At 34.2% G+C, this 25,662-nt stretch carries 14 protein-coding genes; 5 read left to right on the top strand and 9 right to left on the bottom strand.

The genetic code is table 11. The features are described from left to right. Positions 1-76: 76 nt before the first annotated feature. From ACXAHM_RS18235 to ACXAHM_RS18255, 5 genes are all read left to right on the top strand, one after another. Positions 77-8,224, top strand: coding sequence for an Ig-like domain-containing protein (locus tag ACXAHM_RS18235; RefSeq protein WP_474962806.1), 8,148 nt, complete (start codon positions 77-79; stop codon positions 8,222-8,224). A gap of 97 nt (positions 8,225-8,321) precedes the next feature. Beyond that, positions 8,322-9,128 (top strand): tRNA 2-thiocytidine(32) synthetase TtcA, encoded by an 807-nt coding sequence (gene ttcA, locus ACXAHM_RS18240; protein WP_474962809.1) that lies wholly within the window; start codon positions 8,322-8,324, stop codon positions 9,126-9,128. A gap of 85 nt (positions 9,129-9,213) precedes the next feature. Beyond that, a complete protein-coding gene (locus ACXAHM_RS18245) occupies positions 9,214-9,897 on the top strand; it encodes a Crp/Fnr family transcriptional regulator (protein ID WP_474962812.1) in 684 nt (227 codons plus the stop codon). 331 nt (positions 9,898-10,228) lie between these two features. Then, entirely contained in the window at positions 10,229-14,662 is a 4,434-nt protein-coding gene (gltB, locus tag ACXAHM_RS18250; RefSeq protein ID WP_474962816.1) for a glutamate synthase large subunit, read from the top strand. 59 nt (positions 14,663-14,721) lie between these two features. Continuing rightward, on the top strand, positions 14,722-16,137 hold the full coding sequence (locus ACXAHM_RS18255; RefSeq protein WP_474962818.1) for a glutamate synthase subunit beta: 1,416 nt from the start codon (positions 14,722-14,724) through the stop codon (positions 16,135-16,137). 146 nt (positions 16,138-16,283) lie between these two features. Here ACXAHM_RS18255 and ACXAHM_RS18260 read toward each other — a convergent pair whose 3' ends face one another. From ACXAHM_RS18260 to ACXAHM_RS18300, 9 genes are all read right to left on the bottom strand, one after another. Next, a complete protein-coding gene (locus ACXAHM_RS18260; protein ID WP_474962820.1) occupies positions 16,284-17,321 on the bottom strand; it encodes a DUF3667 domain-containing protein in 1,038 nt (345 codons plus the stop codon). A gap of 125 nt (positions 17,322-17,446) precedes the next feature. Next, complete coding sequence (locus ACXAHM_RS18265; RefSeq protein WP_474962822.1) at positions 17,447-18,526, bottom strand: iron-containing alcohol dehydrogenase family protein; 1,080 nt, start codon at positions 18,524-18,526, stop codon at positions 17,447-17,449. Next, positions 18,519-19,715, bottom strand: coding sequence for a DegT/DnrJ/EryC1/StrS family aminotransferase (locus ACXAHM_RS18270; protein WP_474962824.1), 1,197 nt, complete (start codon positions 19,713-19,715; stop codon positions 18,519-18,521). The genes ACXAHM_RS18265 and ACXAHM_RS18270 overlap by 8 nt, the downstream gene beginning before the upstream one ends. A 173-nt stretch (positions 19,716-19,888) precedes the next feature. Continuing rightward, positions 19,889-21,802, bottom strand: a complete 1,914-nt coding sequence (locus ACXAHM_RS18275) for a LysM peptidoglycan-binding domain-containing protein (RefSeq protein WP_474962826.1) — start codon at positions 21,800-21,802, stop codon at positions 19,889-19,891. An 88-nt stretch (positions 21,803-21,890) separates the two neighbouring features. Further along, positions 21,891-22,532 (bottom strand): O-methyltransferase, encoded by a 642-nt coding sequence (locus ACXAHM_RS18280; RefSeq protein WP_474962828.1) that lies wholly within the window; start codon positions 22,530-22,532, stop codon positions 21,891-21,893. A 12-nt stretch (positions 22,533-22,544) separates the two neighbouring features. Next, a complete protein-coding gene (locus tag ACXAHM_RS18285) occupies positions 22,545-23,030 on the bottom strand; it encodes a PaaI family thioesterase (RefSeq protein WP_474962830.1) in 486 nt (161 codons plus the stop codon). Between the two features lie 3 nt (positions 23,031-23,033). Next, positions 23,034-23,750 carry an RluA family pseudouridine synthase gene (locus ACXAHM_RS18290; RefSeq protein ID WP_474962832.1) on the bottom strand — a complete coding sequence of 239 codons (717 nt, stop codon included), beginning with the start codon at positions 23,748-23,750 and terminating at the stop codon, positions 23,034-23,036. Further along, positions 23,731-24,798 carry a sensor histidine kinase gene (locus tag ACXAHM_RS18295; protein WP_474962834.1) on the bottom strand — a complete coding sequence of 356 codons (1,068 nt, stop codon included), beginning with the start codon at positions 24,796-24,798 and terminating at the stop codon, positions 23,731-23,733. Before ACXAHM_RS18295 ends, ACXAHM_RS18290 begins: the two co-directional genes overlap by 20 nt. A gap of 76 nt (positions 24,799-24,874) precedes the next feature. Next, entirely contained in the window at positions 24,875-25,564 is a 690-nt protein-coding gene (locus tag ACXAHM_RS18300; protein WP_474962838.1) for a response regulator transcription factor, read from the bottom strand. Positions 25,565-25,662 lie beyond the last annotated feature (98 nt).

A 25,662-nucleotide genomic window follows, 5' to 3' on the forward strand; every position in this document is an offset into this window, starting at 1 on the left:
GAGTGTTATATGTTGATTTTCTTTTTGACTATCTAATTTTTTTGTTTATTGATAGTATGACTGTTGAACCTGAGTTATGAATAAACACAAAAACCCATTACAACTATACTTTTGTATTTTATTATTATCATTAATAGTTAATAATATTAATGCTCAATCTATTACAACATTCACAAGAGTTGGAAATGCATCAACTCAGAGTGTAGTGTTAGCTTGGGATTTTGAGGGTACTACATTATCACCCCTAAATACTCAATTTACAGTTGAGGAAGTTGGTTCTAGTACCGATATTACGAGTTCTGTGGAGATCACTGTTATTGAAAATACAGCAGGTACTGATTATTCTATTTATGTAAACTTAGGAGATAATTATAATCATACTGATGAGTTTTCATTGACTTATACTCCTTTGACAACTACATCAGCAGATACCTATACTATAGATACGAGTGCTTCTTTAGAAAGTAATGTTACAAGATTATCCTTAAATACAATATCTGATACTGGAGAATCAGACAGTGATGGTGTGACCAGTTCAGATGTTTTATTATTTACTACTAATTCAACAGCATCTAATGTTATTTATTTAAAGTCAGGGTTTACAACATTAGGCACTACTGTAGGGACAGGTTCTAACAGTCTAATAGTTTCATCAAGTTTAACTGATGGAGATTATTCAATTTATGCATATGGAGTTGATGTAAATGGTCATATAACATTTACCACTCTTCCAGTTGATGTTACAATCGATACAACTGACCCAACAAATCCAGGCACTCCAACATTTAAGGCAACTGCTATAAATGATACAGGTTCATCTTCTTCAGATAGAATTACTTCTAATACAACGCCCATTGTTTCGATTTCCTCACTTCCTTTAGAGATTGGTAATGAAATAGTTATAGAAAGTGATATTGATGGTGAAGTAGGTAGAGCTAATTATTCTACAGCAACAACAGAATTTACTTTAAGTACGTTGTCAGAGGGTGTTCATAATTTGATATGTTTTATTGAGGATTCAGCTGGTAATGAAAGTGGGAATTCATCAGCATTACAATTTACGATTGATACAACTTCTCCATCTGCTCCAACGTTATCTTTAAAATCTACTTCTGATACAGGTAGAAGTGATTCAGATTTAAAAACTAATGATACAACACCAACTTTTAATATTATTTCTGAGTCAGGAACTTCACTTGAATTATCAGAAGGAGGAAATTCAAAAGGAACAGCAACAAGTACAGGTGATGATGACATTACTTCATCTTTGGTTTCATCAGGTAGTATTTATGGTTATAGTGTTAAAGCAACAGATGTAGCAGGTAATATTTCATCTATCTCAAACACGGTCAATGTTAATGTAAAAGTAAATACAATTTCTGCTTTAACATCTCCAACTTTAACGTCTGGATCAGATTCAGGAGATTCTGGTGATAATAAAACAAATGATATTACACCTACTTATTCATTTACAAGTTTAAATACTTCAGATTCAAAAGAATTAATCATCTCTAGTAGTATTGATGGAGAAGTCGCTAGGGTTGCCATAAGTTCATCCAATCAAAATGTAACCCTAGGTACTTTATCAGAAGGTAATCATACATTGACTTATAATGCTGAAGATATTTATGGTAATGTTGGAACAACAGCTACAAAATCTTTAGTGATAGATACGACAGCACCTACCTTAACTTCTGTAACTATTACATCTAATAATGGATCAAATTCTTCAATGATAGCTAATGGTAATCAAAGTACAATTACTTTTGTTGCTAGTGAGACATTAAAATCATCATTTAATGTTACATTTAATGGATCATCTGTAACACCATCGAAATCAGGGTTAACTTACACTGCTAATAGAACTTTTACATCACCAGGTTCATTTTCTCAAATTACCTTTTCTATTCCAGTAGAAGATCAAGCTGGTAATAGTTCTTCAGCTGTAACTTATACTACAAATAGCTCTTCTAATTACTTATTCCCTGCATTATCAAATGCTATAACCGCTCCAGGTACAGTGAATTATTGTGCATCTGGATCTAAGAATTTCACTGTAAATGGATCTTCAGCTACCGGAGGTTCTGGTGTATATACTTACTCATGGGAAAGAAAGAAAAATTCTGGTTCGTTTTCAAGTTTAGGAAGTTATGGAGAAGATTTTGTAGAAACATCTAGCTTAACAAATGGTACTTATAAATACAGAAGAATTACTACTAGTGAAGGAATAAATCATACTTCAAATGAAGTAACAGTATATATTAATTCAGATATCTCATCAAATACTATCAGTTCTTCTAGTGCTTCGGGTTATTGTGGATCGATTGCAGCAAATTCATTAATTTTTACTGCTTCAACACCAACAGGAGGTAATTCTTCCTACACTTACCAATGGCAGAAAAGTACAGATGGTGGAGTTTCATGGTCCAATACTTCTGGTACATCAGCCACATATACACATAATGTCACAGAATCTACAGCTGGAACATTTATGTTTAGAAGAAGGGTTACTTCAGGAGGTTGTACTTCTTTTTCTAATACTCTTTCATATACATTGACAAACTCAATTTCAAGTAATACTGTAACAAATACATCTGGTACTTTGGTCTGTATTAATGATGGAATTGTCTTAGTTGGTTCAACACCGTCTGGCGGTAATTCTACTTACAGTTACCAATGGCAACAGAGTTTTAATAGTGGATCTTACACAAATATTGGAGGTGCGACATCTCAGACTTATATAATAAGTAGTGTTTCAACAGCTGGTACTTATCGATTTAGAAGAGTTGTGACTTCAGGTAACTGTACCTCAACTTCGACTGCTACAGCTTTAATTACAGTTCCTGCTCATGCAACAGGTTATAGCTTATCTCCTACAACGACTAACTATAGTGATCAACAAATGACAGGTGTTGCATTAAATGTTACTGGTTTAGGAGCAGGTGAAGATTTTTATTGTTCAGGAACAGGAGTTGTAAGCACAGATGATGGTGCAGGAAATAATACTTTTTATCCAAATTTAGCTGGACAAGGAACTCACATTGTAAATTATCATATTACAAAAGGAGGGTGTGAAAAAGTTGAGCAAGTTTCTTTTACCGTATATGATGGTGCTAGTGTAATTAACTTAAATCCTTTGTATTGCGAAGATGATGCAGCGGTATCTTTATCAATCCCAGGAGGTACTCCTTCTTTTGTTGGAGGAACGCCACCATACACTTTAGTACGATTTGAAGGTACAGGTACATCTGGGTCTGGTGTCCCTTCAGGAGCTACTTTTACACCATCTACAGTTGTGACTTCAACTTCTGATGGTCAAAATGAAACAGTAACAATTACAGCTGTTTATGAGGATTCTAACCCAACTCCTGTTGAATTTAGCGTTTCACAAGCAGTAACTGTTACTAAAAATCATGTTGTAGATATCAATTTGACGCAATTAAATTATTGTACAGATGATGGTGATTTTAATGTAACAGCAAATCTAAATGGTAGTTTAACTACGGATGGTACATTTACATTAAATTCGGATCCACCAACAACAAACCCAATTACAATTTCTCCAACAAGTTTAACAGTAGGTAATCATACTTTAACTTATAATTATACTGATGGTAATGGTTGTGCAGCTTCTGACATTGTTACAATCTCTATTAATTCATTACCAACAGTCAGTTTTGATTATGTTGACAGTGGTGATGATGGAGATTTCTGTTTTGATGCAGATACTGTTTTTCTCCAAGGAAAGTCAGGTGGGTCAAATGTGTCTTCTGGAACATTCTCTTCTTCAGATGCTTTATCAGGAGCGATAATTAGTTATGGAGATGGTACAGGAGCTTTTATTCCAGCTTTGGCCAATATGGATGAGTTCGAATTGAATGAAGATTTTACTATTACATTTACATATACAGATGGAAATTCTTGTTTAAACTCAGTTGATTCTACTGTAACAGTTTTTGGATATGATGAAGTAACTTTAGCGAGAAGTTCAGCTTCTGACTCTGTTTGTTATAGTGAAGGAGATGTTACAATAACGCCAATGGAAGGAGGTGCGGCATACACAGGAACGGGTGTAACTTGGTCAATTGATACAGGTAGTTCAGGTATTACAACCCAAATGGATGGAACTATATTATTTCATCCTTCGGTTGCAGCAACTAATGCAGGAGAAACAAGTACAAGTGACTATTCCATGCATATTATTACATATTCATATGAAAATACTGAAGGATGTACTAGAGAAGTTCATGATACATTATATGTAAAACCACTTCCTGTGGCTCCTACATTAGTATCTACAGTGCCAGATTATTGTTCACAAGATACTGGTTTGCAAGATTTAGAAGTGTCAGGTGTTACAGGGGCTCAATTTGCATGGTCTTCTGATGCAACTTTTACGACTATCTTAAGTACTTCAAATACATTGACACCAAATGACGCTCCAACAGTTTCTGTAGTGACAACTGTAAGTTATTGGGTAAGACAAACGAATACAGAATCGTGTACTTCAGCTCCTTTACAAGTAGATATTACTGTTTATCCAAAGGCAGTAGCGCCTACTTTGTCATTGAGTAACCAAACTTCTTATTGTAGTGGTGAAACTGTATCTGCATTATCCGTTGCAACGCCTGGTAATAGCATAAAATGGTATTCTGATTCTGGACTTTCTTCACAAGTTGGTTTTGGTGATTCTTATACTCCAGCAATAAATACAAATGTATCAGCTGATTCAACAGTAACTTATTATGTGACTGAAACTAAGAATGGTTGTGAGGGCTTGCCTACTCCAATTACTATTACCATCTATAAAACACCAGATGCACCTACATTTAATCCTGTAGCTTTGGTTTGTTCAGGTGGAGCTCTTTCTAGTATTAGTATTGCAAGTGGTTCCAATGTCAAATGGTATTCTGATGCAGCAGGTACAATGTTATTAGGTAGTGGTAATAACTATCTACCTTCTTTTAGTACTAATGTACTCAATGATTCTGTTGTTTCTATTTATGCAACTAGTATGTTGAGTGGTTGTGAAAGTAATACTAGTCAAGTTGATATTAATATAAATGCCTTACCGACATCATTGTCTGTAAATGCAATATCTCCATATTGTGAGGGGGAGGTATTACAATCCATAACTGCAACAGGTGAGGTTGGTGCATCTTTTGAATGGTTTTCTGATGCAGCTTTAACAATGAGAGTAGGAACGTCTGATGTTTTTGACCCTATGATGAATGCACCAAGTTATCCAACACTAGATACATTAAATTATTGGGTGGTTCAAACGGCGGCAGATGGCTGTGTTGGACCTGCATTAAAAGTAGATATTCCTGTTTATCCAACACCGAGTAAGCCAACAGTTGATTCAACGAACCCTTTATATTGTTCTGGAGATGTTATTAATGCCATTAATGTAACTTCAGGTAGTAATATTAAATGGTATGATGATGCTTTATTATCAAGTATTGTATCTACAAATACCTCATTTACGCCTCCAGACCCAAATAGTTTGACGGATTATACCCAAACGTATTATGTGACACAAACGGTAAATGGTTGTGAAAGTGATACTACACAAGTAACAATAACTATTAATAAAAGGTCTGAGATTCCAACCGTAGCAGCTACTTTAAGTTATTGTTCCGGGGATATGTTACAACCAATGATTGTATCTAGTATAGTGGAAAATGTGAGATGGTATAATGATGCTTCTCTTACGACACTAGTAGGAACTGGTAATACTTTTACACCAACAGATCCAACAATTGTTACAGCAACAACTACATATACTTATTATGTAACCGATACTCACCTAGGTTGTGAAGGGCAGGCATTACAATTAGATATTAATGTCCATCCATTACCTCAATTTGATTTGTTCGGTATAACTGAAGGTCAAATTTTCTGTCAAAGTGATGATAATCCATTAATTATTACTACAGTTACTGGTGGTGTTCTAACTTCATCAACTGGAGCATTAATTCGTACTAATAATGAAATTGTATTAGAAAATTCCCCATTGGGAGACCATACAATTCGATATACATACACAAATGTTAATGGTTGTGTAAACTTTGTTGAAAGAAATTTTACAATTGTAGATGTGCCTGAAGTAGAATTTGAATATGATATTTTTTGTGATACAAAAACAGTTCAATTTAGAGATTTAACCACATTAGATGACTCCACACAAATAGTGAGTTGGTTCTATAATTTTGGAGTAGGAGAAGGTTCAAAATTTATTACTGATGTTGATTCAGCTGCTTCTTATGAGCATACTTTTACTTCCAGTGGTTTTAAAAATGTAACCTTAACTGTTCAGACAGATCAAGGTTGTACCAATATTTCAACAACAAAAAGTATTTTTATTGGGGACCCACCAGATATTGACTTTGATTGGTTTATATCTGAACATGGTGCTGAAATGCAATTTACAGAAATGTCTACTCCAGATGCCTTAGATACTTTAGATACTTGGCAATGGGATTTTGGAGATGGAACTGTAATGACTTTAGATGCAGATTTATTACCTAATGGAGCAATATCTCACGAATATCAGAATATTGGTGTCTATGATGTAACATTAATGGTGACAACCAAAAGGGGCTGTTCTAGAAGATTAGTCAAGTCAGTATATGTTATACCGAGAGTTTACCTTACAAATGAGGAAGATGAATATTTTGAAGATTTTAATTCTTCTGATGGAGGATGGGTACATAGAGGTATTTCATCAAGTTGGGAACATGGTATTGCACAAGGAGAAAACATTATAAGTAATACAAATGTATGGGTGACAAATCTGACCACAGATTATAATGTCAGTGAAGATTCTTATTTAAATACACCTTCTTTTGATTTATCAGGATTAAGTAGGCCAATGATCATCTTTGATATGCAATTGGATGCTGAGGCCCATATTGATGGTGTGACATTACAGTATTCTTTGGATTCTGGGCAGAATTGGTATGCTTTAGGCGATGTTCAAGATCCAATTAATTGGTTCAATAGCTCGGATATTCTTGCCGACCCAGGACATCAAGTAAAAGAAAGTATTACGGAATCAAAAGGTTGGACAGGTAACACTGAAGAGTCAGGAGGTATTTTCAGAGAATTTAGATCAATTCGACATAACTTAGACCAGTTTATTGGTGAAGAACATCTTCGATTACGATTTGCTTTTAAATCTAATTCAGATCTTGAAGATGAAGGGGTTGCCATTGATAATATTTTTATTGGTAACCGTAAAAAAGTAGTTGTTGTTGAAACGATGACTAATGCAGGGCAATTGGATGATAGTAGAGAATTACCTGATTTAGATTCTGTTTTAAATCATATTGATTTAGATGTATTTGCCATAAATTATCATATTCGAGTAGATGGCAAAAGTGATTCTTTAAATTTAGATAACCCAGAACCTTCTAGTGGTCGACAATTTTATTATGGAATTAATTATGCACCTAGTACAATTGTAGATGGTAATCGATTTAAAGATCATACTGAAGATTTCATCAATAATTATGAAAATATTGTAGCTTCAAGAGCATTATTAGATCCAAAATTTGATATAGATATTTCATTACCAAATCCAGGAGACCCTGATTCTATTCAAGTTACTTTAACTTCTAATGATACCTTCTTACCGGATTCATCAGAAATAGTTGTACATATAGTAACAGTGGAGAAAGAGATTTTTGGCGTTGAAGTTAGTATGGGACAACAAAGGCATTATGATGTAATGAAATCAATGAGTCCAGCTCCAGGTTCTGAAGGTACAAGTTTCTTTGGTAGAACATGGTCAAATGGTAGTCAAGAAGTATTTACGGTAGCTTGGGATAATCCTCAAGTATATGATACTGACCACGCAGAAGTAATTGTTTTTGTTCAGGATAATGTCACTAAAGAGATTTATCAAGCTATAAAAAAAGATGTTTCAGCATTGGTTTCTACAGAACCTAGAAATGTAACGAGTATAGAAGATAATTACTTACAGTGGGAGATTTATCCTAATCCTACCTCTGATATTGTAAATATAGAGAGCCCAAATTTCTTCTATGATTGTACTTGGATACTTTCATCAACTTCTGGTCAAGAAGTATTAAGAGGAGAATTTACAGGCAATACCTATTCTATCAGTTTAAAGGATCTGCCAATGGGTATTTATTATATCAGACATTTTAATGAGGGTGAACAAGTAGGGAAACCTCAGAAAATTGTGGTTGTCAAGTAGTTTATCTTTGTCTATTTAAATTGATTAATAATTTTCTAGTGTTGATTAAGATTAGTTTAAGAATCTTTATTTTAACTTTGTGGAAAATTTGAATTAAATGACAGCAGAATTTACTCCAGAACAGGTTAAGCTTCAAAAGCGCCTGCATAGAAATGTTTGGAAAGCCATTGATGATTATAACTTGATCGAAGATGGTGATAAAGTGATGGTATGTTTATCTGGAGGAAAGGATAGCTATACAATGTTGGATATTTTAATGCATATTCAAAGTACTAAAAAATATAACTTTGAGATTATTGCCGTTAATTTAGATCAAAAACAGCCAGGTTTTCCAGAACATATATTACCTGAATACCTTGATAAAGTAGGTGTGAATTATAAAATTTTGAATAAAGATACTTACTCTATTGTAACAGAAAAATTAGGAGAGGGGAAAACCATGTGTAGTCTTTGTTCACGATTAAGAAGAGGAACATTGTATACTGCAGCAGAGGAATTAGGTGTTACTAAAATTGCATTAGGTCATCATAGGGATGATATCGTTGAAACATTTTTATTAAATATGTTTTTTAGCGGTAAGTTAGAAGCAATGCCTCCAATTTATAAAACAGATGATCAGAAGCATATTGTCATTCGTCCATTGGCATATTGTAAAGAAAAAGACATTGAAGTTTTTTCAGAAATTAGACAATATCCAATTATACCTTGTAATCTTTGTGGTTCACAACCAAAGTTACAACGTAAGATGGTGAAGAGTATGTTGAGAGATTGGGAAGAGAATTACCCAGATAGAACCGAAATTATCTTTAATTCTATTAAAAATGTATCCCCTTCACATCTTATGGATAAAGATTTGTATGATTATAGTTTGTTCAAAATGTTAGAACCACCTATCAAAACATAATATATAAAAGTAGCATATTAAAAGGTAGTCAGTTAAATTTGAAACGGACTACCTTTTTTTGTACTTTAATAAATAAATTAACACTATGGAGGAATTTTGGGAAATGCATAACTTTGACCTCTATTCAATTTTATGCCCAACAAAAATTGATAACTATTTCAAGAAAAATGGATTACTCTTTAAAAAAGGTGAAGTTATCTATTTCCCTGAGGATGATGAGCAAAAACTATTTCTTGTAAGCAAAGGCAAAGTCAAGCTTTGCAAGTACAATGCTGATGGAGAAGAGGTAGTTAAACTAATCCTATCCAAAGGAGAAATTTTTGGGGAGAAAGTATTACTCGGTCAAACCAAAAGAGAGGAATATGCAATTGCAGAAGGAAACGAAACGGCTTTATGTCTCTTATCAATTGATAAAATGAGGACGTTGATGAGAGAAAACGAACGTTTTGGTCTGTATATCTATAAATTAATCGGTCTTCGTGTTAAAAAAATTGAGCGAAGGTTAGAAATATTAGTATGTAAAGATGCTGAATTACGTTTACTAGAATTTATTAAAGATCTTTTTGAAGATGATTTTGATAATTCTCAAACAGTCAAGCACCATTATTCTCAAAATGATATCGCTAAACTTATTGGTACTTCTAGAGAAACAGTATCAAAGTCTATGAGTAAATACAAAAAGATGAATATTTTGGATTATACAAGATCGTCAATTACGTTGTTAGATAAAGAGCATTTTACATCAATTCTAGAAGAAGAGGCAAAATAGTAAAGCAATTAATTTTGTAATATAGCGTAAAAAGTACAATTTTTTCTAAGGAAAAAACTATGTTATATATATAACGCTAATGAGTATTTTTGTGAAAGAATAGTCAATTAATGACAAATTTTCATAGAAATGCTCATTTTTTTGATGATTTAATAAAATATACTCTTATATTTGAAAGTGTTGTGAACGGGATTCTTTGAAGACATTGTCGGACATGTAATATAACCCTAAGATTTTTTAGTCTTTTCTAATATTACAATAATTATTACTACAGCTAACAAACCGACTTCTCAAGGAACAACAATTATCGAAAATCGGAAGACGCTTTATTATGGAACACAGATTAACCGCCTTTAAGGACAATTGTGGATTTGGTATGATCGCCAACTACAAAGGAAATCCTTCAAGGCAAATGACTTTAGACGCTATTGAGGCCTTGTCACGTATGATTCACCGTGGTGCGATTGCAGCAGATGGAGTGAGTGGTGACGGTAGTGGATTCTTATTTTCAATGCCTGATCGTTTTATGCGAAAAGAGGCTGAGTTAAATGGAATTGATTTGCCACAACGTTATGCCGTGGCGATGATGTTTTTAACAGATGCAGAAAAACAAAAAGAAGTTTTCTCTGAATACTGTGAAAGAAATGATTTAAAAGTGCTTTTCTTTAGAACGGTACCTTTAAATACAGAAGTGTTAGGTAAACAAGCATTCGAATTACTACCTGAAATTGTACAGGCTTTTGTAGTTCCAAATGCATTAATGTCTACTAAAAGGTTCTCTGCACTTCTTTATCTTACTAGAAAAGAGGTAGAGCACGCCTTAAAAGAGGATGAAGGTTTTTACATTCCTTCTTTCTCAGAAAAAGTAATCTCTTACAAAGGTTTGGTAATGCCTACGCATATTAAAGAATTATTTATTGACCTTAGTCAAGAAGAATTCGAAGTGTCGTTTGCGGTATTCCACCAACGTTTCTCAACAAATACATTACCTCAGTGGAGATTGGCTCAGCCATTCAGATGCTTAGCTCATAATGGTGAGATTAATTCTATTCAAGCCAACCGTTTTAACTTCTCTATCAAGCAAGAAGTATTAAAATCTGAGGTATTCACAGAAGAAGAATTAGATAGAATTTTCCCTATCCTTGTACCAGGAGGTTCAGATAGTGCATCATTAGATAATGCGTTTGAATTCTTAGTAACGGCAGGAATGGACTTTTTTCAAGCAGCACGTTCATTAGTGCCTGCACCTTGGCAAAATGTTCCCAATTTAGATGCTAAATTAAGATCGTTCTATGAGTATGCTGCAAGTAATTTTGAGGCATGGGATGGTCCAGCTGCATTAAATTTATGTGATGGTCGTCACTTAGCCTGTATCTTGGATAGAAATGGTCTTAGACCAGCAAAATATATTGTGACGAATGACGATAGAATTGTTATCAGTTCTGAGTATGGTGTAATCGATTTAGAGGAGCCTAACATTAAAGAACAAGGTAAACTTCAGTCAGGTCAGATGATTGGTATTGATTTACGTTATGGAACTATTTTAAAGCATGGCGAAATAAATACCTACTTAAAAGAAGCTCGCCCTTGGGGTAAGTGGATTCATGAAAACAGTGCGTATCTAATGGAACACGTTGACAAAAATTTCTTGTCAATGGAAGACTATAGATATGATGATATTATAGATAAGCAACGTTACCATAATTATACAAATGAGGTATTGGAGCAAGTAATTCGTCCAATGATTGAAACTGGTAAAGAAGATACTGGTTCTATGGGTGATGATACTCCACTTGCTTGTTTTAGTAAAGTGCAAAGAAACTTTACAGATTATTTCCGTCAAAAATTCGCACAAGTAACTAACCCTCCGATTGATCCACTTCGTGAGAAGATGGTAATGTCAACATCAGTTACTTTTGGTAGAAATAATAACGTACTGATTGATGGGCCAATGAATGCTCATCGTTTGAAATCAATGTCTCCAATTTTAAGTTATGAACACTTTGATGTACTAAGAAGATTTGGTACTGAAGGAGATCCATTATATGATTATCAATACAATTCTAAAACATTCAGTACCTGTTTCAAAAGTGATTTAGAAACTTCACTTCATAAACTAGGAGAGCAAGTAGAACAGTCAGTGAGAGACGAAGATACTGCAATCGTAATGTTAGACGATCGTAATTTGGGTAAAGATAAATTCTTAATTCCTATGCCAATGGCAATAGGTTATGTAAGTAATTATCTTGCTAAAAAAGGATTAAGATCAAAAGTATCAATTGTTGCAATTACAGGTGAAGTACATGATTCACACTCTGCAGCAGTATTATTATCGATGGGTGCGACAGGTATCTATCCTTACTTATTATTTGGTACAGCATTACAAATCTCTGAAAACTTAGGTGCAGACTCATACATGTCTCGTAAGAAGTCATTAATTAAAGTACAAAAAGCTTTAAATGCTGGTCTTCTTAAAATTATGTCTAAAATGGGTATTGCAACAGTAGAATCTTACCAAAACTCATCATTGTTTGATGCTATCGGTTTAAGCCGTGATATTGTTGAGCAATGTTTTGTAAGATCTGAAGCTTTAATTCCTGGTTTAGGTTTCTCAGATATTGAAGAAAGAATCAAATCTTACCATAAAGCTGCATTCAAAACAAGATACATTAAAAAGATGTATCCTTTGGAAGTAGGTTCATTCTACAAATATGCTGAAAACGGTGAATACCACGATTTTGCTCCAACAGTAGCGAAACAACTTCGTAAATTTGCTGTAACAGGTAGATCTGAAGATTATAATGATCTTAAGAATCAGATTAATAATAGAGGTCTTCGAATGATTCGTGACTTCTTTGAATTCCAATCTGATCGTAAGCCAATAGATATTTCTGAAGTAGAGCCAATTGAGGCAATTACTAAAAGATTTACATCTGCAGCAATGTCTTTAGGTTCAATTTCGCCTGAAGCACACGAAGCACTAGCTCAAGCAATGAACCAAATCGGTGGTCAATCAAACTCTGGAGAGGGTGGAGAAGATCCAAAACGTTTTGGTACAATCAAAAACTCTAAGATTAAGCAAGTTGCTTCTGGTCGTTTTGGTGTCACTCCTCATTACCTAAGAAATGCTGAAGAAATTCAGATTAAAGTAGCACAAGGAGCGAAGCCAGGTGAAGGTGGTCAGTTACCAGGTTCAAAGGTAACTCCATTGATTGCGACATTAAGATGTACGATTCCAGGTGTAACACTTATTTCACCACCTCCACATCACGATATTTACTCGATTGAAGATTTAGCACAATTAATCTTTGATTTAAAGCAAGTAAATCCAAAAGCACGTATTTGTGTGAAATTGGTGTCTACTGCAGGTGTAGGTACAATTGCAGTAGGTGTTGCGAAAGCATATGCAGATAAAATCATTATCTCAGGTGCTGATGGCGGTACTGGTGCAGCTCAGTTAGGTTCAATCAAATTCGCAGGTAACCCTTGGGAACTTGGTTTAGCAGAGGCTCACAATGCATTAAAAGTAAATGGTCTTCGTGATTTTGTAGAAGTACAAACTGACGGTGGTCTTAAGACAGGTCTTGACCTTGTGAAAGGGGCAATGATCGGTGCTGAAAGCTTTGCATTTGGTACTTCATTATTGACAACTATTGGTTGTAAAATCTTAAGAGTTTGTCACTTGAATAAATGTTCTGTAGGTATTGCTACACAATCTGAACAATTGAGAGCATACTACATGGGTACTGTAAAAGGTGTGGTTTCATACCTACAAGCAATGGCCCAAGAAGTAAGAGAAATCTTAGCAGAATTAGGATATACTTCAATGGATCAAATCATCGGTCATACACACTTATTAAAAGTAGTTGATGATGAGTTTGCTCAAAAATTCGATTTCAAAGATGTTTTATACTATGCTGAAGGTAAAAACATCAGAGAAAAAGATTCGAATGATCCATTTGATCCAAACGAATTTGAACAAGATATTTTAGAGGAATTAATGCCAGTCATTAAAGGACCTCATTATAGAACTGTCTTGAACAAAGAGATTGTGAATACTAACCGTTCTTTTGGAGCAAGAATTTCAGGACAAATTGCTGAATTCCACGGAAAGAAAGGTTTACCAAAAGAGTTAATTACAATCAATTTAAAAGGTACTGCAGGACAATCATTTGGTTGTTTATTAAGTCATGGTATGTTGCTTTCATTAAGAGGTACAGGTAATGACTATGTAGGTAAAGGTATGAGTGGTGGACACATTATCATCACTCCAAGAGACGGTCAGTCTGAAGGTCGTTCACTTGCTGGTAACACTTGTTTATACGGTGCTACTGGGGGTAAATTATTCGTAAGAGGTAAAGTAGGTGAGAGATTTGCCGTAAGAAACTCTGGAGCTTTAGCAGTTGTTGAAGGTACAGGTGATCACCCTTGTGAATATATGACTGGAGGTACAGTGGTTATTCTTGGTGAAACAGGTAATAACTTCGGTGCTGGTATGACAGGCGGTGTGGCATTTGTTTATGACAAAACAAATAGTTTTATCGACAAAATGAACCAGGAATTGATCAAGGCAAGACGTATAGATACAGATGAGGGAGACGAAGGGCGTTTCTACTTACAACGTATCTTACGTAGCTACTTGTTCCGTACAGGTTCTACAAAAGCAAAACATATCTTAGATCACTTCCGTGAAGAAGTTCGTTACTTCTACATGGTAACTTCAAAAGATATGAAGTCTCCATTAAACCCAATGGAGGGCAACTAAATGGTTAAGGTGGTCTAAATGACCACCACATTTTATACCTTTTAAAAAAGATTAAGATAATGTACGAATTCACTAAAATAGAAAGAATTACACCTACACTTCGCCCTGCAGACGAAAGAGTAGGAAACTTTAATGAAATCAGTGAGGTGTACTCTACATCAGAAACTGCTTCCCAAGCAAGTAGATGTGTACAATGTGGTAACCCATATTGTTCATCAGTAGGTTGCCCTCTTAGCAATTATATTCCTCAATGGCTTCGCTTTATTGCTGAAAAAGATTTAGAGCAAGCTTTTAAAATTTCAAATGAAAGCTCACCTTTCCCAGAAATCTTAGGACGTATTTGTCCACAAGATCGTTTATGTGAAGGTGCTTGTACATTGAATGATGGTAATGATGAAGAAACAATTGGAGCAATCACAATTGGATCTATAGAAGTTGCTATCTCAGAAAAAGGTTTTAAGAAAGGATTTAAACCTGAGTTTGCTGAAAAAATGACAGGTAAGAAAGTAGCTATTGTAGGATCAGGTCCTGCAGGTCTTTCTTGTGCAACATTCTTGTTAAGAGCAGGAGTGAAGCCCGTAGTTTTTGATAAAGCAGATAGAGCAGGTGGTCTTTTAACATATGGTATCCCAGGTTTCAAATTAGAAAAAGAAGCAGTTGAACGTAGAGTTGAATTGTTGAAAGAGGCAGGGATGGATCTTAGATTAGGCGTTGACATCGGAAATGATGTAACTCTTGAACAATTAAATAAAGAATATGATGCTGTATTCTTAGGAATTGGAGCAATGGCAGGTCGTCAATTAGATGATGAGGCTTATAACTCTGATAATATTTATATGGCTGTACCTTTCCTTACTAATATTCAGAAAAAAATTGATGAGCAAACATTCGATAAGAAATATGATGTAAAAGGAAAGCGTGTAGTAGTGATTGGTGGTGGTGATACAGCAATGGACTGTGTAAGATCGTCAATCCGTGAAAAAGCATCAAAAGTGACTTGTCTTTACCGTCGTGATGAGGAAAATATGCCAGGTTCGCGAAAAGAAGTTAGAGCTGCTAAGGATGAAGGTGTAGAATTTAAATTCTTAAAATCACCAAAAAACTTTGTAGCTGATGATAAAGGAAATGTTTACGGAGCAAAATTCGTAGATATGGAACTTTCTGCACCAGATGCATCAGGACGTCAAGCGGTGTCTGAAATTGCAGGTTCAGAAGAAATTATTGAAGCTGATGTATTTATTCTTGCATTAGGTTTTAGTAATGAAAAATTAGGTTGGATTACTGAAGCAGGAGTGAAAACAAACCAATGGGGTGCGATTGAAACTGCTGCAAATGGTGAGACTTCTCTAAAAGGTGTATTTGCAGGTGGAGATTCTGTTCGTGGTGCTGACCTTGTAGTAACAGCAGCATTGGATGGAAGGGAAGCCGCCATGTCAATTTTAGAATCGATTTTCGAGGAAGAACCAGTGTCATAATAGTTCCTTATATTATCTGGTTCTTATATATTCCCACTGAGAAAAGCGTCTCTCAGTGGGTTTTTTATTTTATATTCCTAATGAAATACAGCTATTGGAGTAATCAATTTTGACTTTATCAAACCTAACGGAATTAGTATACTGTGTTAGAATAATAACAAACTGATTAATAATTCAAAGACTATTACCATGCTGATAACAATACTATGTAAAACTCCAGAAAGGAAGAATTTTATAATAGTTTTGCTCCATTTTTGTTTATAAAATTTTTTCAACATTAATAGAATTATTACAAACCAATAACACAGTAGAATAGAGTTGATGTAATTCAATCCATCCCATTTAAATAGACCGAAAATTAAAATTAATCCAAAAATAAATAACGTAAAAGAATGAAGGTGTACGGAAAAAATGAGATGTTGAATATATAGGTTTTCTTTACTTCTTATGTATAGGAGTTTTAAATAAAAAGCAAAAATTGGGACTAGTAGCATTATGGCAATAGGAATATTTTCAACTGCTGCTTGAAAGAAAGTTACTCCCTTTTCATCATAGAAATATTTTGCTTGTTTGATTAACTTCTTTCCATACCACGTTTTTATTCCCAATGAATCTTCAATAGATAGATCTGTTATATTTTTATTATTTCGAATAAATGTGACAATTCTATCGTATTTGTCATTGTCTTTTTTATCGTAATAATGATTGTCATAATATGGGTTTTTCGATTTTGTTGAAGTACTATCTATATTTACGCTATCATAGTATATATTATTATCAATACCAATATTAATCTTGATATCACTTAACTCTTCTTTTTCAAGTTTATCTTTTACATTCAAAAATTTATCAATATCTATTTTAAAAGAATGCTTGTCAATGATGAAGTTATTAAAGATGAAGAGAAAAAATAGAGAACAAATTAGATAGAGACGAATAGGATGCACATAATGTTGACGTCTTCCTCTTAAAAATTCTTCTGTTAGAAACTCAGGTTTATAGAAGAAGTATTTATAAGTGTGCTTAATTTTTGAATCAATACCGAATGCTTCATTAATATAATCTTTTAGAAGTGTGATGAAGTTAGTGTTGTAATTTGCTCTGCTTTGTCCACATGATGCACAAAATTCACCTTCTTGTTCGAATTGATTTCCGCAGTTTGTACAGTTTTTTTGCAAATTCATTGATTAAAAAATTAAGCCCAAAAAATAATGTTTGAAAGATAATAGGATAAAATTTAATATGAAATACAGGAAAATAAAAAAGCCTGAGATTTCTCCCAGGCTTCAATATTAATAGAAAGATTAAATTATAATCTTCTGTATAACTTTTTGATATCCTCTTTTGTCCATTTGTCTTTCCAATCAAGACCAATAGCGTGATTCCACATATGAGGTAAGTTGTAAGCTACTTCTGCCATTGCATCGATTGTCTCTTCAGACCATTCTTTAGAAAGACCTTGAGGAAGATCGATATTATGCTTTTCAATCATAGATTTGAATTCATTTACAGCATCGCCATAGAATTCTTCTAAATGATAGAAAGCAAGGCAGTTAGCATAACCATGTCTTGTTCCTAAGATTTTAGATAAACCATAAGAAAGCGCATGACATGCACCAACTTCAGAATAAGTTAAGCTTAGTCCACCGAATAATGATGCGATCATTAATTTCTCATCATTTTCAAGGTTTTGACCAGCATTTTCACCTAAGTAAACTTCACGACAAAGGGCTAATGCTTGATCTCCATAAGCTTTAGAATAAGCATTGAAGTATAAACCACTTTCAGCTTCGATACAGTGAATATAGCAATCCATACCTGTATAGAACCATTGATTTCTTTCTACAGTGCTTAATAATTCTGGATCAAGAACTGCTTGGTTGAAAACAGTCCAATCACACTTAAGACCTAGCTTTTTAACTGGACCTGTTAGTACTGCAGTCATAGAACATTCAGCCCCAGTACCAGCAACAGTAGGTACACCCATATGGTAGATACCTGCTTTTTTCACTAAGTTAAGACCTTGGTATAACTGAGATGATCCTTCGTTAGTTACCATTAAAGATAAAGCTTTCGCGATATCCATGATAGAACCACCACCAATACCAATGATACCGGCAGGAACACCTTTTTCAGCTAAAATTTTATCACGAAGGTTATCAACTTGATCCGTAGTAGGTTCATATTGATCAATGTCCTCAAAGAAAACCATATCTTCTTCGTGAGCAGGAATACGATCAGCTAGTTCCTTACCTTCGAAATATTTATCAACGATAAATACCATGAATTTATCGTTTTCAACACGTTTAGGAGCAAGGATTTCATCAATTTGATTGAATGCACCTTTACCATATACGATTTTATCTATATTTTTGAAATTCTTATGCATGACTAGTTTCAACTACCTTTTTTAATTGAGAAATTAATTGATCAGCAAAAGCGTTGATTTCTTCCTCAGTCCATGTAGCACGGATACCGATAGAAAGTAATCTACCAATAATGTTTTGTGATTTTGGTAGCTCAATGTTATTCCAGTCTTGACGGTGTTCATAGTCATGAATCGCCAATTTATATGGAGATTTTAATGCCTTTAAATGATCCCACTGATTGATGAAGTGATACATGTTAGTGTACCAGTAAGCAACACCTTGAACTTCTTTAGAAGCTTTTTCAGCTAATTCAGGAGTTTCCATGAAGAAGTTTAAGAATGTAGCCGAATCACCTTCTTCGTCAGGAAGACAACGGAAAGTAATGAAAGGTACTTCATTCTTTAATCTTTCTTTAAGGATTGCTTTGTTCTTTTTGTTGTTTGCTCTGATCATTTCAAGCTTGCGCATTTGAGCAACGGCAACAGCAGCATTTAATTCACCTAATCTATAGTTAAAACCTAAGATTGGGTGTGGTTCCATACCTCTGTTGTCACCAACGTGAGAGTGGCCATGGTCAGAGAACTGAGCCATAACTTCATATTTATCTTTGTCGTTTGTGAAACAAACACCACCTTCACCTGCAGTAGTGATTTTGAAGAAGTCAAAAGAAACAGCACCCGCTTCTCCGAATAAACCTACGTGTTTTCCTTTATAGAAAGCACCTAAAGCTTGTCCAGCATCTTCTAAAAGTTTGATGTTGTGTTTTTTACAAACTGCTTGAATTCCATCCATATCCGCTGCAGCACCACACATGTGGATTAATAATACAGCTTTTGTTCTTGGTGTAATTGCAGCTTCGATTGATTCAGCACTTAAGTTTAGTGTTTCGTCAACTTCAGCAAAAACAGGAATACCACCAGCAAATAATACTGCTTCGATAGGAGCAATAAAAGTGAAAGGAGTACAGATTACTTCATCTCCGTGACCAATACCAGCAGCAGCCATCATACAAGCTACAGCAGCAGAACCACTAGAAACAGCATGCGCGTGATTAGCACCAGTGTATTGTTCAAATAACTGTTCAAATTCACGTGCCTTCCAATGATCGTTACGTTGATCATCGTGATTGTATCTGAAAAGCATGCCTGACTCTAAAACGTCCATCACTTCTTTTCTCTCCTCAGCACCAAAATATTCCGTTCCTGGCATAATTATATAATTATATTACTAAAATTTTTCAATATCAATAGTCCGGCAAAGGTACAAAATACTTAGTTTTTTCCTTATTTTATTTTCTAAAAATTTATGAATTAAGAAATATTGATTAATAAAAAAGGGAAGTACACCACTGTACTTCCCTTTCAAAAATTGTGAATATCAACTTATTTTACTTGAATTCGTTGTCCCACTTTAATTTCATTTGTAGTCATACCGTTTAATTCTTTAATAGAGCTCACAGTCACACCATATTTTCTAGAAACAGAAAATAGAGTATCGCCTTTTTCTACAACATGATATTGAGTCAATTGTTCAGATGTACCTGTTGATTCATCTACCTGCCAATCAGAACTTGTTTCCGGCTCTGTTAATCGAATTACTTGACCTTCATTGATGGCACCACTTTCAGGTAAGTTATTCCATTTTATCAAATCTTTATGATAGATGCTGTATTTTCTTGAGATTGCAAATAAAGTTTCCCCTTTCTGTACTTTATGTGTTTCTGCTAAACCAAGCATTTCTTCTTCAGAAGAACTTGTAATCACTGTAGTAGATACAACTGTTTCTTCAGCTGGAGTTTCAACAGCAGCTACATCATAATTATTCTCGTTTGATGCAGTTGCTACTTGATTATACGGGTCTTGAGCACCTTTTGCATTATCTATAGGAATTTGGATAAACATACCATTTTTAGGTTGTTCTCCTGGGTTTAACCTTCCTTTATTTTGAGCGTAAATATCATTTTCTGTTACTCCATAGGTTGCTGCAATTGAAGTTACAGTTTCACCTCTTGAAGCAGTATGTGTAATAATTTCACCTGTATATTTTCCTTCAGCATCAATATTACTATTTCCTCTTACAGAATATACCCCCGTAAGTTTTGAAGAGCCGGAAGGATTAGAAACAAAGATTTTATCACCAGGATTCAATGCTTTATTATCATTCCAACGTTGTAGATCTTGTGGTGAAACATCAAATTTTCTTGCAATTCCGTAGTAAAATTCACCAGTTTGAACAACGTATGTTTCAGGAGAGTCTGGAACAGTGTCTTCAGATTCAATTGTAGTTTCTTGTGCAGGTTTCTCAGAAGCAGGAACATTATATTCACCTACAGTGATAGGTTGATAAGATTGCCCTTCAGTTGTTTCTGCCGCAGGAGGGATAATAGCAAATGAAGCTTCTTCAATAGGCGCTGTTTCTGTTGCTTGTGCTTCAGTAGCGACATCATCAGTTATAACAACTTCCTCTTTTGCTTTTTCATCCATGCCAACAATTAATACTTGACCTTCAGTTAATGATAAATCACTACCAATGCTATTCCATGTTTTTAAGTCAAGCATAGTTACATTATACATTCTCGAAATAGTGAATACACTTTCTCCGTCTTGTACAACGTGTGTTTTGGCATTAGGATCAAGCGTTTCAACTGTTTTTTCAGCGTCAATTTCTACAACTGTTTTTGCATCTTCTTGTTCTTGTAAAACTGGAATTTCTTCTACCACTTCTTCTTCTTCAGGTGGAAGATCAATGACAGTAGGAGCCACTGATTTAGGCCTAGTTTTCTGTAAGAATAAAACACGGCCTCTAGCTAAAGGCTCATCTGTTTTCATTCTATTTTTCTTAGCTAACTTTTTCAATTTGATACCATACTTCTGAGAAACTTCCCAAAGGTTCTTCTCGTCAATTGTGGTATGCATTGCTGTTGTAGCCTTACCTTTCTTTGATTTTAGATAATATACATGCCCTTCCATGAGATCATCATAGGCATCCATATCATTATATTTATAGATTTTTTTTACATCAATATTTAAAGAAGTAGCAATCAGCAGTAGATTTTGGTTTTTACCTGCGATAAAAGCAGAAATACCATTAGCATCTACTAGTGTGATTTCTTCACCATTTACCACTTTTGAATGCACATTCGTGATGATTGGATAAGGATTATCTTCTTGTAACGGAGTTTGATAAATCGTTTTTTGTGGGCTACTGTTAGTATTATGTTCAGTGGTAATTCCATTAAACGAGCTCAATGCGGTACCCACGCTCAAAAGGATTCCTACTGTATATATTTTTTTCATAATGAGGTATTAAATTCACCTTTAAATAGACAGAGTAATAGATTAATTTGTATTACCCTAAGTAAAAAATAAGTATAATCTTACAAATCTACAATTTTTGAGCCATTAAAATCCCATCTCTTAATGGTAAAATTAGACTTTGTACACGATTATCTGAAGTTACCTTCTCATTGAAGGCCTTAATAGCAGTGGTCATTTTGTCGTTTGCAGTAGTTGAGGAAACTTTACCTCTCCATAAGACATTGTCAATCAATAATAAACCGCCTTCTCTTAAAAGGGGAAGACAAAGTTCATAATAAGCATCGTTATTCATCTTATCAGCATCAATAAAAACGATATCAAACTGAGTGTTAAGCGTTGGAATAATTTCTAATGCTTTACCAATATGAAGTTCGATGATATTGTCTAGGTCAGCTTTCTGTATATAACGACGAATAATGTTTTCTTTTTCATCATCCACTTCTATAGTATGCAATTTGCCATCGGGCTGCATTCCTTGTGCAAGAGCAATTGCAGCATAGCCTGTAAAAGTGCCAATTTCTAAAATATTTTTGGCATTCATACTTTTTGCAAGCATCGTAAGGAAAAGCCCTTGAGGATGTCCTGACACCATATGAGGCATATTTTCTTCTAGATGAGTTGCTCTGTCAAGCTCTTTTAAAATTGGATTTTCATCTGTAGAAACTTCCTCAATATATTTATCAATATCAGGGTGGGTGATATGCATCATATGTATTATTTATTAATCGATAAAAGGATTTCCTTTTTGTGCATCATCACTATTGAAAACACGAATTGCAACTACTTTAGCTTCAGCTGTTAGCGTATCACCTGACCATGATTCACAGTGCATGACAATTTTCTTTCCTTTTTGTTCCAATACTTTTGCGACCAATTTAATAGGTTGAGCAATAGGTGTTGGTTTTAAAAATTTGACATTTAAAGTACCTGTAGCATAACGGTACCAAGGTTTTGAATTCAATTCTCTTCCCTCAGATTTGTATGCATACGCCATTGCTGTACCCATGCAATGACAATCAATGATTGTAGATAGAATGCCTCCACTTAATAGATTTGCCCATCCGTGGTATTTTTCTTCGGCATTCCAGATACAATGTGCCTCTTCACCTTCCCAATAACTTTTGATGTGTAAACCGTCATCATTTTTTTTGCCACAACCGAAGCAAACATTGCCTTCCATGTGGTCTTGGAAATATTTCGAAGCCATTTGTTATTTATATTTTCTTAGTTGAGTAATTACAGCTCTCATATCTTTCGGATATTCTGCTTCGATTGCAATTTCACTACCGTCAACATCTTTGAATTTTAATGAACGGGCGTGCAATGCAACACGAGACATTAGAGGCTGTTCTTCTGTATTGTTTTTTAAGTTAAATTTTCTTCCTTTGATCTCAGATAGGAAGGGAGCTTTTCCTCCATAAACTTCATCAGAAATGATAGGAGCACCAATGTAAGCCAAGTGAATTCTAATTTGGTGCATTCTACCCGTCAAAGGTTTACAAGCTACCAAAGAGTGGAATTTATACGTTTCTTCTGTTTTGACGATAGTTTGAGAAGGTTTTCCTTCAATATCGATACGAACATTTCCACGCCCTGAAACAAGAATATTTCTATCGATTAAAACACCATCAAAGTTTTCAGTTCCATCCACTACAGCATGATAAATTTTTTCAACTTCACGTTTTTCGAACTGAATCGCTAAATTTCTATAAGCTTCTGGATTTTTGGCAATGGCCATAACACCTGAAGTTTCTTTATCTAAACGGTGACATAATTGTGTGTCTCCACCATATTTTTTTGCCTCTTGATAGACTGTAGGAAGAGTTTTATCCCTATCTTCTAAAGAGGAAATATAAGGTGGTTTGTTGACTAATATATAATTGTCATTTTCGAATATGATCCATTTCTTAAAATTCGGAATCTTCATGCTCAGCTTCTTTGGATAACTTTAAATCAAATGAGAAAGTTGATCCTTTCTCTTCTTCACTTTCTAATGTGATCACAGTGTTATGGCGTTCAAGAATGTGTTTACAAATGGCTAAACCAAGTCCAGAACCTCCTTGTTTTTTAGTACGACTTTTTTCTACTCTATAGAATCGTTCAAATAAACGGTTATGATCTTCTTTTGGAATCCCAATACCATTGTCTTTGATATGTACTGTCACCGTATCTTCATTGACCTGCAAAATTACTTTAACCCAGCCATTTTTGTTATTATACTTAATACCATTAACAACTAAGTTGATTACAACCTGTTTTAATCGGTTATAATCTGCTTCAACATAGATTGGATCATCATTTGGTGCCTCTAAAGTAACAAGAATATTTTTCTTTTCTGCTTTATTTTCTACTTGTTCTAGTACATCGACCATCATTACTTGAAGGTCAAATTCCTCAAATTCCATAGAAATTTCTCCTGCTTCTATTTTTGAAACAGTCAAAAGGTCTTCCACAAGTATATTTAATGAATTTAGTGACTTTGCCGCTTTTTTTAAGAAACGATCTCTTACTTTTTTATCATCAACAGCACCATCTAATAATGTTAGGATAAAACCTTGTGTAGCAAAAATAGGTGTTTTTAATTCATGAGAAATATTCGCTAAAAACTCCTTTCTATATTGCTCCATTTGTTTTAATTGGGCAATTTCTTCTTCTTTCATCTCAGCATAGTTTTTTATCTGAGATTTAATTCCAGAGATAGGGTTTTTTTCTTTTTGAATAAAATTAATCCTTTCTGATGAATTAATTTGTTTGTCCCTTAATCCTTGGATTTGATTATGGATGTTACCTACTTCTTTGAAGAAAATAAATTCTAACACGAAATATGTAAGTAGAAAAGAAGAAGAGAAGGACATGATTAATCCCACTACAATCCCTGTAGCATCTACACCATTTGTGATAGATAAAAAAGCCGCTGTGATTCCACTAATACATAGGGCTAAAAGTAAGGAAACAGATCTAGCGTTGAAAAACATAATTTGATTTTTGACAAGAAAACCTCATCACCAAAAAGAGTAGGAGATGAGGTTTCAAATTTAGGAAAAACTAATGTTATATTTCGAATTTATATCCAACACCTTTTACAGTTTTGATATATCCTTCACCGATTTTCTCACGAACTCGACGAATGTGAACGTCTACCGTTCTTGCTAAAACATAGACATCAGTACCCCAGATATTTCTTAATAAATCATCACGGTTAAATACTTTATTAGGACTTTCAGCTAAGAAATAAAGTAATTCAAACTCTTTCTTAGGAAGCGTTTTAGCTTCTCCATCTATGTATAAAGTATAACTTGATTTGTCGATTGAGAATTTATCTATATTGATAACATCTTTCTTTTTTGAAGATGACTTGCTTTTTCTTTTAAATATAGATTCTATACGTTTCATTAAAGCTCTCGGTTTAACGGGCTTTACGATATAGTCATCTGCTCCAACATCAAAAGCGGCAACTTCAGAATATTCTTCTGCTCTAGCCGTTAAAAAGATAACATGAGCGTCTGATAATTCTGGATTTTCTTTTATTTGTCGACATGCTTCTACACCATCCATTACTGGCATCATAATGTCTAAGATGATAAGTTCCGGATGAAATTCTTTTGCAGTCTCGACAGCCTGTTTACCATCATTTGCCGTTTTTACATTATAACCTTCTTTTTGTAAGTTATAACTTAATATTTCTACAATATCCGGCTCGTCGTCTACTACAAGAATTTTACGTTCTAGATCTGCTGCCATTTTATTTTTTGAAAGTGATGTTAAGTTTATTTCTGAATAACTATTCAAAGTTAAAATTCAATTACTAATCTTCAAAGAAAAGTTATAAAGCGTAAAGA

Source organism: Flammeovirga sp. AWQ4_249, from assembly GCF_056161045.1.